The organism is Cyanothece sp. BG0011 (assembly GCF_003013815.1).
GTDB lineage: Bacteria > Cyanobacteriota > Cyanobacteriia > Cyanobacteriales > Microcystaceae > Crocosphaera.
In genome coordinates, this window is sequence record NZ_PRLH01000192.1 from 1 (window position 1) to 11,499 (window position 11,499).

The 11,499-nt window shown below is 36.8% G+C and carries 12 protein-coding genes and 1 pseudogene; 11 read left to right on the forward strand and 2 right to left on the reverse strand.

Going from position 1 to position 11,499, the window contains the following annotated elements; genetic code table 11:
• Positions 1-407: 407 nt before the first annotated feature.
• The 6 genes and pseudogenes from C4E06_RS24675 to C4E06_RS27465 all read left to right on the forward strand — a co-directional run bounded on the left by C4E06_RS24675 (position 408) and on the right by C4E06_RS27465 (position 4,478).
• Positions 408-1,824, forward strand: a pseudogene (locus C4E06_RS24675) (PP2C family protein-serine/threonine phosphatase).
• Between the two features lie 68 nt (positions 1,825-1,892).
• The gene (locus C4E06_RS24680; protein ID WP_107671020.1) at positions 1,893-2,135 is read left to right on the forward strand and encodes a hypothetical protein; all 243 of its coding nucleotides are present in this window, start codon (positions 1,893-1,895) and stop codon (positions 2,133-2,135) included.
• Positions 2,136-2,178: 43 nt separating this feature from the next.
• Entirely contained in the window at positions 2,179-3,567 is a 1,389-nt protein-coding gene (gene argH, locus C4E06_RS24685) for an argininosuccinate lyase (protein ID WP_107671021.1), read from the forward strand.
• Between the two features lie 17 nt (positions 3,568-3,584).
• Positions 3,585-3,839, forward strand: a complete 255-nt coding sequence (locus C4E06_RS24690) for a plasmid stability protein (RefSeq protein WP_107671022.1) — start codon at positions 3,585-3,587, stop codon at positions 3,837-3,839.
• A complete protein-coding gene (locus tag C4E06_RS24695) occupies positions 3,836-4,255 on the forward strand; it encodes a type II toxin-antitoxin system VapC family toxin (RefSeq protein ID WP_107671023.1) in 420 nt (139 codons plus the stop codon). The genes C4E06_RS24690 and C4E06_RS24695 overlap by 4 nt, the downstream gene beginning before the upstream one ends.
• Before the next feature lie 70 nt (positions 4,256-4,325).
• Positions 4,326-4,478, forward strand: coding sequence for a hypothetical protein (locus C4E06_RS27465; protein WP_157951240.1), 153 nt, complete (start codon positions 4,326-4,328; stop codon positions 4,476-4,478).
• Positions 4,479-4,554: 76 nt separating this feature from the next.
• Here the strand turns inward: C4E06_RS27465 and C4E06_RS24700 are convergent, their stop codons facing one another.
• On the reverse strand, positions 4,555-5,142 hold the full coding sequence (locus tag C4E06_RS24700; RefSeq protein ID WP_107671024.1) for a ParA family protein: 588 nt from the start codon (positions 5,140-5,142) through the stop codon (positions 4,555-4,557).
• Between the two features lie 314 nt (positions 5,143-5,456).
• Positions 5,457-6,464 carry an ABC transporter permease gene (locus C4E06_RS24705; RefSeq protein WP_232826366.1) on the reverse strand — a complete coding sequence of 336 codons (1,008 nt, stop codon included), beginning with the start codon at positions 6,462-6,464 and terminating at the stop codon, positions 5,457-5,459.
• A 244-nt stretch (positions 6,465-6,708) separates the two neighbouring features.
• Here C4E06_RS24705 and thrC point away from each other — a divergent pair, with 244 nt between their 5' ends.
• The 5 genes from thrC to C4E06_RS24730 all read left to right on the forward strand — a co-directional run bounded on the left by thrC (position 6,709) and on the right by C4E06_RS24730 (position 11,495).
• Positions 6,709-8,016 (forward strand): threonine synthase, encoded by a 1,308-nt coding sequence (gene thrC, locus C4E06_RS24710; RefSeq protein ID WP_107671025.1) that lies wholly within the window; start codon positions 6,709-6,711, stop codon positions 8,014-8,016.
• A 104-nt stretch (positions 8,017-8,120) separates the two neighbouring features.
• Positions 8,121-8,396, forward strand: a complete 276-nt coding sequence (locus C4E06_RS24715; protein WP_008274339.1) for a MoaD/ThiS family protein — start codon at positions 8,121-8,123, stop codon at positions 8,394-8,396.
• A 72-nt stretch (positions 8,397-8,468) separates the two neighbouring features.
• Positions 8,469-9,281 (forward strand): endonuclease/exonuclease/phosphatase family protein, encoded by an 813-nt coding sequence (locus C4E06_RS24720; RefSeq protein WP_198649013.1) that lies wholly within the window; start codon positions 8,469-8,471, stop codon positions 9,279-9,281.
• A gap of 31 nt (positions 9,282-9,312) precedes the next feature.
• Positions 9,313-9,750, forward strand: coding sequence for a hypothetical protein (locus C4E06_RS24725; protein ID WP_107671026.1), 438 nt, complete (start codon positions 9,313-9,315; stop codon positions 9,748-9,750).
• A 263-nt stretch (positions 9,751-10,013) separates the two neighbouring features.
• Positions 10,014-11,495, forward strand: coding sequence for a cyclic nucleotide-binding domain-containing protein (locus C4E06_RS24730; protein ID WP_107671027.1), 1,482 nt, complete (start codon positions 10,014-10,016; stop codon positions 11,493-11,495).
• Positions 11,496-11,499: the final 4 nt, after the last annotated feature.

The following is an 11,499-nucleotide window of genomic DNA, read 5'->3' on the forward strand; positions in this document are numbered from 1 at the left end:
ATAAAGATGTTCGAGGATACCAGTGTCAAAGATGGAAACACAGATAACCCTTTTCTAATCGAAGAAATGGTGGAGACATCTAAAACCCAGACTTCCTCATAAAATGTTGGCCAATTAAATTGTAGAGATGGAGGCTTGGTTAAACCAAGCCTCCATTTTTTTGACTCGAAAAGATAAAATTTTTACAGAAATCCCTTGGCAGATTGGTCAATTAACGTTATTATTAACCAGCCCTGAATCGAGTAAGGAATTTTCAACGCTGGGAAATTGGTATTTTGTTAATCCCAGTCTGTCCAACCTACTATGATCTCAACCATAGGGAGACGATCGCTCCTCTTGAACATTTCAGGGTCTAGGATAGAGAAAATCATTTTGGTTGTCAATCAATGTCCTCATCTCCTGATATCATGACTGCTGTGTCAATTAAACAACAGCCTCCCTCTAAAATGCACGGGCCCATCGGTGAACCATCAACTGAATCGACACCAGTATTTGCTTTGAAAGAACTGGTGGCTAGTCTGTATCGAGAACAAAACAAAGTTCAAAACTTATTAAGTTCTCTGGGGTTTGCCCTGCGAAGTTTTAATAATCTCAATCAATTTTTAGAATTGACCCCTTTGATGGCAGCCAGAGTCACCGATGCTGATGGGAGTGCCTTAATGTTATCGAAACGTCAAAACCATGTCTCTCTTGAACAAATACATTGTCAAGATCATCAAATGGCTCAAGACATTCGAGGCGTTATCAACGGTATTATCGATCAAACTAATAATAAACAAGCCACACCGGGAATTATCCCTATGTTTAGATGAGAAAATTCGTCAAGCATTAGGAAAAAGAATTCGTCTTTATAGCACCCCGATTTTAGTTAAAAATGTGGAAAGGGGACGCATTTATGTCTTTAGTAGTGACCCCGAATATGTATGGACTCAAACCAGACGAAAATTGCTACAGTTAGTCGCGGATCAAACCTCAGTGGCCATCGCTAACAATGAATTAACAGTAGAATTACGGTCCAAAGAAAGACAAGATCGAGAACTAGAAATTGCCTCAGAAATTCAACTGCGGTTATTACCCCGTCAATGTCCAGTGATCGACGGTATAGAATTGGCCGCCCGTTGTCAAACCGCCAACCGAGTGGGGGGAGATTATTACGATTTTATCCCCACTAATTATGATCAATTACGTCAAGATCAAGAAATTAAACCAGGGGATGCGGCCACCTTGGTTCCTTGGAGTATTGTGATCGGGGATGTCATGGGAAAAGGGGTTCCGGCTGGCTTAATTATGACCATGACCAGAGGAATGTTACGAGCAGAAGTGTTAAACCGTCATTCCCCGGCTCGAATCCTACAACATCTCAATCGCGTCATGTACGCTGACTTAGATAATTCTCATCGCTTTGTCACCTTATTTTACTCCGAATACGATCCCCAAACAAAAATACTGTCCTATAGTAATGCAGCCCATAATCCTCCCTTACTATGGCAAACAGCAAGCCAAACCATTAAAAAACTCGATACCGATGGGATGTTAATTGGATTAGACCCCAATTCTCAATACGAAGACGGACAAACTCAACTGGCTCCTGGGGATACGATTCTTTACTATACCGATGGTTTCACCGATGCCGTGAATCAAAAAGGTCAACGCTTTGATGAAGAAAATCTGATCAAAGTCTTTGAAGAAGGATGTCAACGCTATGATAGTCCTCAAGGCATTCTTGATTACCTGTTTGAGCAAATTAAAGCATTTATTGGCTCAGGACATAATAACAGCGATGACATGACTTTAATTGTGATACGGGTGAAATCAACTCAATAAAAGACGGAAAAATCTGAGCTAACTTTCGATCTTGATGTCTGACACGATTAAATATCTAAGGCTGTTTTATGCTGTTGTTTGAACCGACCATTCATCTAAACTGGCCCCATTTTGCCTTGTGGTCAGAGCCTTTATCATTATTTCATAATCCCCCGATGGAGGTGACTCACTTGTTTGCCCAAAAAATAGAAGATCCCCAAATCATTGAAAAAATGCAAAAATCTTGGAGAAATTTTATTGAGTCCGGTCAAGTTTGGGCTTTGGGGATTGGTTTTGTTTTGGGATATATATTCCGAACCTTCACTTCTTAAGACAGATTAAAGTTAAGTTTATTATTATTGACAAGGGTTGACCGTGACACAAAAAAAGACTTGGAGCGATCGCTTTGAAGGTAGTTTACACCCTGCGATTGTCGAATTCAATGCTAGTATTACCTTCGATATTGAACTGATTGAATATGATTTAACGGGGTCCATCGCCCACGCTAAAATGTTGGCGAAAACGGGCATCATCAGCGAAGCAGAAGCCCAAAAATTAGTTAATGGATTAGAACAAATTCGTCAAGAATATCGAGATGGCAATTTTACCCCAGGTATTGATCAAGAAGATGTTCACTTTGCCGTAGAAAGACGTTTAACCGAATTAGTGGGAGATGTGGGTAAAAAACTCCACACAGCAAGATCCCGTAACGATCAAGTCGGAACGGATATTCGTCTTTATCTACGGGATCAAATTCAACAAATACGGGAATACATCAGAGCCTTTCAACAAGTCTTATTAACCCACGCTCAAGAAAATGTTGAAACCCTAATCCCTGGTTATACCCATCTACAACGGGCCCAACCCATTAGCCTCGCTCATCATCTTCTCGCTTATTTCCAAATGGCCCAACGAGACTGGGAACGCTTAGGAGAAATTTATACTAGAACTAATGTTTCTCCTTTGGGCTGTGGGGCATTGGCTGGCACAACCTTTCCCATTGATCGCCATTATAGTGCCGAATTGTTAGGCTTTGAAGAGGTGTATGGTAATAGTTTAGATGGGGTGAGCGATCGCGATTTTGCCGTCGAATTTCTCAATGCAGCCAGTTTAATTATGGTCCATCTCAGTCGTCTTAGCGAAGAGATGATTCTCTGGGCTTCTCACGAGTTCGGTTTTATCAGTTTAACGGATAGTTGTGCCACCGGCTCGAGTATTATGCCTCAAAAGAAAAATCCTGATGTTCCTGAGTTAGTTAGAGGGAAAGCAGGGCGCGTTTTTGGGCATTTACAGGGAATGTTAGTGTTAATGAAGGGATTACCTTTAGCCTACAATAAAGACCTCCAGGAAGATAAAGAAGCCATCTTTGACGGGGTAAAAACCGTGAAAGGCTGTTTAGAAGCCATGACGGTGTTATTAGGAGAAGGGATCACCTTTCGCACAGAAAGATTAAGTGAAGCCGTAGCCGAAGACTTTTCTAATGCGACAGATGTGGCTGACTATTTAGCCGCCAAAGGGGTTCCTTTTCGTGAGGCTTATAATTTAGTGGGAAAAGTGGTAAAAACGAGCTTAGCCTCAGGAAAATTGTTAAAAGATTTAAGCTTAGAAGAATGGCAAGCATTACACCCCAAATTTGAAGCCGATATCTATGAAGCGATCGCCCCTAAACAAGTGGTTGCTGCCCGCAATAGTTATGGTGGAACTGGGTTTGAACAAATTCATCAAGCTATTGAAAGGGCAAAAAAACAGCTTGAACTATCTTAAATTCAAATAGGAAAATCATGAACAAATTAATCTTAGATAACCTTGATGAAAATCTCCAAGTTAGTCTAGAAAAACAAGCAAAAGAAAATGGACGTTCTCTAGAAGAAGAAGCAAAAGAGATTCTCCGAGGGGTATTACTAGAAAACCCTTCACATCCAAGGAATCTCGCATTAGCTATCAAAAGAAGATTCGCAGAGTTAGGAGATTTTGAAATACCTACAACTAGTAGAGATTCTATGAGGGAACCTCCTAACTTTGAAGACTTATTATGATTATTCTTGATACTAATGTTATATCTGAACTCATGAAACCCCAAGGTTCAACTATAGTCTATCAATGGGTAGCAGTACAACCAATCAAGCAACTTTTTACTACCACAATAACACAAGCAGAAATTCTTTATGGTATTGCTCTTTTACCAATAGGAAAACGTCAAAAACAACTAACAAAAATAGCTCAAAAAATGTTTACAGAAGATTTCGAGGATAGAATTCTTGCTTTTGACCAACAAGCAGCGATTTGCTTTGCTAAAATAGCCAGTCAGAGAAGACAGAAGGGTATTCCTATTTCTCAAGCTGATGCTCAAATAGCAGCCATTTGTGCTGCTAAACAAGCAACTCTAGCAACTCGTAATGTGACTGACTTTAGAGACTGTGAAATTGTTATAATTAATCCTTGGGGAAATTAGAAATTAGTTGTTAAGATATTGATATAATTGATGACAGTACACCTTAACTTTTCAGTAAAACTACAGGTTAATGATGACTAATATTCTCTCTGATGTTGATTTTAAAACGATGAAAAATGACCCGAATTTTAAAGAGGATAGTGTTAGAGAAGTTATGATTGTCCCTCTATTAAAACAGTTAGGTTATCAACAAGAAAATAAGGATCAGATGTTGATACCATAGAACAGATATGAGGACAGTTAAGTTTATTCTAACGGTAAGGGTCAACAACCGTTGACCCCTACGCCATCCGATATATTTAAGGTAATATTTCTTTACCGACTGCTTCATACGCTGACCAAGCAGTTTTGGAAGTAGGACTAGGATAATCTCTAGTAATAACACCCCTTTGAGAAGCCTTTTCAAAGACAACCAACAGAGGAATAGATGTCTTAAAGCGAGGTAAGTCAGCTTCTTTTAGTCGTTTTCTGGCTTCTTGTCCGCTTTTGGTACGGCCATCCACTTTGGTCAATAATACTTTAAAATTAGCATTAAGAGCTTGTAATTGTTCAACCGCTTTAAACGTTGCATCTAAGTCCAAATGATTAGGGGTGGTGGGAATAATTAATAAATCACTCCCATCGGCAAGATCCTTAAATTCTTCAGGTTCCGGTCTGGCCCTAGTATCAACAATAATGTGGGGATATTTACGAATAATACTGGTTGATCCGGCTTGGGAAGCCACATGAAACGGTAGTTTATCTTCCCTAGACCAAATTAACGCAGATCGATTGCGATCGGCATCTATCAGTAAAGTAGGGGCTTTTTCTTGTAAATACGCTGCCAGATGAATAGAAGTCGTGGTTTTGCCGACACCCCCTTTCAAAGCAGTAATAGAAATAATCATGATAGGGTAACTTATTGATCAAATTTATTATTATTTCCTCCCCGTTCCTAGATTACACTACTGTGAGCCTCTTTTTTCTGATGACAATTGAAAAAGCGTCACTTTTAGGAAACTTATTGGTTAAGGCTTGCGTCAGAATTAGAGTGTGTGTGAGGAGTAAGAACGAAAGACAAAAGCCTTTGAGGTCGAAACATGGCCAGACTCTTAAAGGCTTTTTTTCTTGTTTATTTTTCAGTTTGTGTGAAATTTACCCCTTCATAAAAATCTATCATATTCAGTTGAACAGGAATCGACTCTTGTAACGATGCTAGTTCTTATTTTTTGACTTGTGTACTAATAGCAACAAATAGTAAAGTTAATCCTTGAATTACCCCGACAATAGTCACGGGAACTTCTGCACTTCTTTGCATAATATTTGCTCCACTTAATAAAGCACCAAAAAATAAGGAAGTTACGCAAACACCGAGAACATTACCCCGACTTAAAAAGGCGATCGCAATGGCATTAAATCCATAACCAGGGGAAAAGTTTTCAAATAAACGGTATTTTAATCCCATCACTTCTGTTGCCCCTGCTAAGCCACATAATCCCCCCGATAATGCCATAACTAAAAGAATGGTTTGACTAACAGAAATCCCTCCATAACGGGCGGCTTGCTCGTTTAAGCCAACCACTTCTATTTGATAACCAACAATAGTTTTTTTGAGTAAAATACCAACAATAATAATAAATAAAATTCCTATCAAAATACCAGCATGAGCCAAGGTTTTTGGTAAGATAATGGGCAGTTTAGCAGATTCAGCAATTAAGGGAGAATAGGCACTAGGGGCATTAGGTTCAGCCAAAGGATGATGCACTAAATAACTAATTAAATTAATAGCAATGTAGTTTAGTAATAAGGTGATTATGACTTCATTTACCCCTCGATAAGCTTTCAAATAACCAGGGATAATTCCCCATAATGCACCGAATAAAAATCCAGCGGTTAAAGCTACAATAATATGCAAAAAACTGGGCAAATTATTAACCCATAAACCCCCTAAAGTGCTACCCAAAGCCCCTAAATAGATTTGTCCTTCTCCTCCAATATTAAATTGTCCTCCTTTTAAGGCAATTAAAATTCCTAAACTAGCTAATAATAATGGACTTGTTTTTGTTAATGTATTAGCAAAACCATAATAATTAAATAGAGATTCTTGAAATAAAATTTTGTATGCTTCTAAGGGATTTTTACCGATTAATACAATTAAAATTCCCCCCACTATTAAAGACATTACAATAGCAAAAACTGGATAAATTAAATGACTAAATTTATCTAACAAAGTTCAGATTTTCCCCCATCACATGAATAAATTTCTTCGCTATTAATATATAGCACTACGGATGATTACGTTAATCAGATTTCTTATCACTTCAGCATGACAGTTAAACCATCCTTCTCCCTGTTCCCACCGTAAAAACCTCAATAAAATCAATCCCGACCAATTTAGTCGGGTATGTTTGACGCTAGTTTTTGACCGTGTTACTATCCAAAAAGATTGACAAAGTGTTACTCAGTACCCAACTATGACCCAGGCAACTCAAACCCAAACAACTCAAGGCTTAGCTCCTACTTTCACCCACCTCGTTTCTAAAGAAGGTGGGGTTAAATATCCCCTCAAAGCCCTTCATGTTTGCGAAGAAACCTTTTCTCCCTTGGAAGTGGCCTATGATTACGATGCCATCCGCGCTCAAGTGAGCCGTGAAACCATCGAAGCTGGACCTAACTCCATCTGGCGTTATAAAGCATTTTTGCCCGTAAACAGCGAAAATCCTATTGATGTCGGCACAGGAATGACACCCCTGGTTAAATCTACTCGTCTCGCCCGTCGCCTGGGTCTAAAAAATCTCTACATTAAAAATGATGCGGTGAATATGCCCACCCTCAGCTTTAAAGATCGGGTGGTTTCCGTCGCTTTAACCCGTGCTAGAGAATTAGGGTTTACCACCGTTTCTTGTGCCAGTACCGGGAACTTAGCCAATTCTACCGCAGCGATCGCAGCCCATGCTGGTTTAGACTGTTGTGTGTTCATTCCCTCAGACTTAGAAGCCGGTAAAGTGCTAGGAACCCTCATCTACAACCCGACTGTAATGGCAGTGAAAGGTAACTACGACCAAGTTAACCGCCTCTGTTGCGAAGTGGGCAATACTTACGGTTGGGGCTTTGTCAATATTAATCTACGTCCTTACTATTCTGAAGGGTCCAAGACATTAGGCTTTGAAGTCGCCGAACAGTTAGGATGGAAATTACCGGATCATGTAGTTGCACCTTTAGCTTCTGGTTCTTTATACACCAAAATTTATAAAGGCTTCCAAGAGTTCGTTAAAACCGGCTTAGTGGAAGATAAAGCCGTTCGTTTCAGTGGCGCACAAGCCGAAGGCTGTTCTCCCATCGCCTCTGCCTTCAAAGAAGGACGGGACTTTGTCACCCCAGTTAAACCTAACACAATTGCTAAATCTATCGCGATCGGCAACCCTGCAGATGGTTACTACGCTTTAGATATTGCTCGCAAGACCAATGGTAATATTGAAAGTGTTACCGATGCTGAGATCGTCGAAGGGATCAAGTTATTAGCCGAAACCGAAGGCATCTTTACCGAAACCGCCGGCGGAACCACCGTTGCTGTTCTCAAGAAGTTGGTAGAAGCAGGAAAAATTGATCCTGAGGAAACCACCGTGGTTTACATCACCGGAAACGGACTGAAAACCCAAGAAGCGGTACAAGAATATATTGGTCAACCTTTAACCATTGAGCCAAAATTAGATAGTTTTGAGCGTGCATTGGAACGTTCTCGCACCTTAGATCGTCTAGATTGGCAACAAGTTCTCGTTTAGTCCCCCTTAAAGTCGTCAGGGTTTCCCTTGTTGTATCCTTGACGGCTGTTTTTTTGGCAATTTTTAGCCATCATGATTGATAATTGGTTCATTTTTGGATAACTATGGCTGTCAAAGTATTAATTCCCACTCCTTTGCAAAAATACACCAACAACCAAGCGACTTTAGAATGTAGCGCGGATAATGTTGGGGCATTAATTGAAACCTTGGAAAGTAGTTTTCCTGGGATAAAAGCCCGTTTGTGCGATGATGATGGTAAACCCCGTCGCTTCTTAAATTTTTATGTGAATAGTGAAGATATTCGCTTTTTAGACAATACCGAAACTGCTTTAAAAGATGGAGATGAAGTCAGTATCGTTCCTGCGGTTGCTGGTGGTTAAATTCAACACTAACGGTATATGATGTAACATAATAAAAATCCTGCTAATGTGGGATTTTTTTCTTTTGAATTGATGAAAACCTTTTTATTTTGGAATCTCAATAAGAAACCACTCATTGATAATATTGTCTCTTTAACTCAATTTTATGATGTTGATGTCTTGATGTTTTGTGAGTGGAATATTGTTATTGCTGATCTCCTCAATGCTTTAAATGCTGATGGAAAAGGAAGTTATTATTATATACCTGGTAATTGTGAAAAAATTAAAATTTTTACTAAATTTCCTAACGAGTTTATTAAACCTGTTTTTGAATCTGATCGCTTAACCATTCGCCATATTACCTTACCAGGAAGTGACAGTATATTATTAGCAGTTATTCATTTTGTTGACAAATATAACTGGGATGACGACAGCCAAAATGCAGAATGTTATAATTTAGCGGAAACCATCAAAGAAACAGAATTAAGATTAGGTCATAGTCGGACTGTTTTGGTAGGTGATTTGAATATGAACCCGTTTCAAGCAGGAGTTATTATGGCCAATGGGTTACACGCAGTTATGACTAAAAAAATTGCGTCATCCATGTCTAGAAAAGTTCAACAAAAAGAGTATAAATTCTTTTATAATCCAATGTGGAATTTATTAGGGGATCATTTTCCAGGTGTACCAGGAACCTATTATTTGCGTCAAGGAGTTCATAAAGTTTATTTTTGGAATATGTTAGATCAAGTGTTAATTCGTCCTGAACTTTTGGATAATTTTAGGGTAGAAGATTTAGAAATTGTTGAGTTTGATGGGAAGGTTTCTTTATTGAATTCTCAAGGGTATCCGAATAAAAAACAATATTCTGATCATCTTCCCATTAAGTTTACATTAGCTATCTAACTTATATTTATTATTAAAGGAGAATTTTAAAATGGTAGATTACAAACAAGATTTATGGCCAGATGAAATTAAATCTATAGAAGTTATTTCTCCTGTCACTATTATTAAAGAACAAGGAAAAATATTGGGAAAAAAGACAAATAATATTGTTGTTGGAGAAGTTAAAACTTTTCAGTCTAGTCAGTTTCCACCTAGTCGCTTTCCCTTTACTTATAGATTTGTTCTTGTTTGTTCTATTATGAATTATGTCTATAGGTTATTTGATTTTGGATTTGCAATAGAAATGTATCCGGTAACTATTGTTCCTGATGCTTCAATAAGAAAAGAATTAGCTTGTAAAGAAGAAATAAAAGCTGATTCAGAAGAAGATTTAATACAAACACTTAAAGAAATTTTTTCAGCCCAAAAAACAGTAAAAATTATTACTACTTTACTTGCACAGTCACAAGATATTAAAGATGAAAGTTAGTAATTATTCAATTTCTTTTTAATTTTTAGATTGACATAGACTTTCAAACTGTACAAGCAAGATGCTTGTGTTACAGGGTTCATAACTTTAAAAGAAACAAAAAAATTTTATTAAATAAAGACTACTTTACTATTTAACAGCGATAGTATTAATTCAAGCTGTTTGCTGGTCGTAGATTTATATAAAAATTATTATTTTGAATTAAAAATCATATCAAGTCACACTATGAATTATTTATCTAGATAAAGAAAGGATATTAACTAATGTTTAACTTACAGAAAATTTTCAATAATCTAATTGGTATTTTAGATAGTATCACCTTTTCTATTGGCAAGAATGAGGTTACTTTAACCTATTTATTTCAAGTTATTGCTTATTTAATTATTATTGCTATTTTAGCCAATTACTTAAACAAAATTTTAAGACGTAGACTACTAACAAGATTAATTAGTGAACATGGAATTCGTTATGTTTTTGCTAGTTTAATTAGTTATGGAGTGGGTGCTTTTTGTTTTATTATAATCTTACAAACCACAGGATTTAATGTTTCAGCCCTTGCTTTTTTAGGAGGTGGTGTTGGCATTGGAATTGGTTTAGGGTTACAAGGAATGACTAAAAATTTGGTCAGTGGACTCAGTTTATTGTTAGAAAGAAAAATAAAAATAGGTAATTTTATTAAGTTTAATGAGATAGAAGGTTATGTCACTGAAATTTCGACTCGTTCTGCTACAATTCAACTAGAAAATGGAGCTTCGGTGATTGTACCTAACCGTAATTTAATGGAAAATCCACTGACTAATTACCATTATAAAACTGATAACGTACGTTTAAATTTATTAATTAGAGTTGACTATAATAGTGATCTAGTATTAGTTACTGAAACTTTATTGATGTCTGTTTATTCAGAAAATCATATTATTAAAAATCCTCATCCTAAAGTTATTTTTAAAGGATTTGCTGATAGCTGTTTAGAATTTGAACTTTGGTTTTGGATAGAAAGTGATAATATGGGGATTCGCTTTGAAATTATGAGTTCTTTATACTTTGCCGTTGAATATAATTTACGAAAACGACAGATTAGAATACCGTTAGCACAACGAGAATTATGGTTTAAAAATTATGAAACAACTAACTTTTTACCCACAAATCAAGCCGATCATTTGATAACATTAGCTACTCATCAAGCAATTAATAATCATTATACACAACCTGATAGATTAACTTCATCTGGTTTATTATCTATTAAAGACTTATTAACCAAAGTAGAATATTTTAAAACATTGGATGATTTACACATTAGAAAGTTAATTGAAATTGGTACATTAAAACAATTAAAACATAATGAAGTTTTATTTAAAGAAAATGATCCAGGAGATGCTTTTTATATTATTTTATCAGGAGCAGTGGAAATTTATACAGAAACCTTGAATAAAACCTTAGCTATTTTACAAAAAGGGGATTTTTTCGGAGAATTAGCATTAATGTTAGGTATTCCTCGCACGGCAAGCGTCAAAGCGCAACAAGAAACTATCTTATTTTCTATTAATAATCAACAATTTGATAGACTTTTAAAAGATTATCCAGAATTGTCTGAATGTATTATAGGACAATTAACTAAAAACCAAGAAGAATTGAATCGTCGTCGCCAAGAATTAAAAGAAAAAGGATTGCTAAAAGTTGAAGAAGAAGAAAGTAATATTATTGATTGGGTGCGTCATCGTCTTCAATCTATTCTAACATTATAATTCA

Coding starts and splice junctions, on each gene's coding strand:
- C4E06_RS24680 (WP_107671020.1), top strand. CDS start 1,893: ATGCTGTTGTTTGAACCGACCATTCATCTAAACTGGCCCCATTTTGCC.
- C4E06_RS24690 (WP_107671022.1), top strand. CDS start 3,585: ATGAACAAATTAATCTTAGATAACCTTGATGAAAATCTCCAAGTTAGT.
- C4E06_RS24695 (WP_107671023.1), top strand. CDS start 3,836: ATGATTATTCTTGATACTAATGTTATATCTGAACTCATGAAACCCCAA.
- C4E06_RS27465 (WP_157951240.1), top strand. CDS start 4,326: ATGATGACTAATATTCTCTCTGATGTTGATTTTAAAACGATGAAAAAT.
- C4E06_RS24700 (WP_107671024.1), bottom strand. CDS start 5,142: ATGATTATTTCTATTACTGCTTTGAAAGGGGGTGTCGGCAAAACCACG.
- thrC (WP_107671025.1), top strand. CDS start 6,709: ATGACCCAGGCAACTCAAACCCAAACAACTCAAGGCTTAGCTCCTACT.
- C4E06_RS24715 (WP_008274339.1), top strand. CDS start 8,121: ATGGCTGTCAAAGTATTAATTCCCACTCCTTTGCAAAAATACACCAAC.
- C4E06_RS24720 (WP_198649013.1), top strand. CDS start 8,469: ATGAAAACCTTTTTATTTTGGAATCTCAATAAGAAACCACTCATTGAT.
- C4E06_RS24725 (WP_107671026.1), top strand. CDS start 9,313: ATGGTAGATTACAAACAAGATTTATGGCCAGATGAAATTAAATCTATA.
- C4E06_RS24730 (WP_107671027.1), top strand. CDS start 10,014: ATGTTTAACTTACAGAAAATTTTCAATAATCTAATTGGTATTTTAGAT.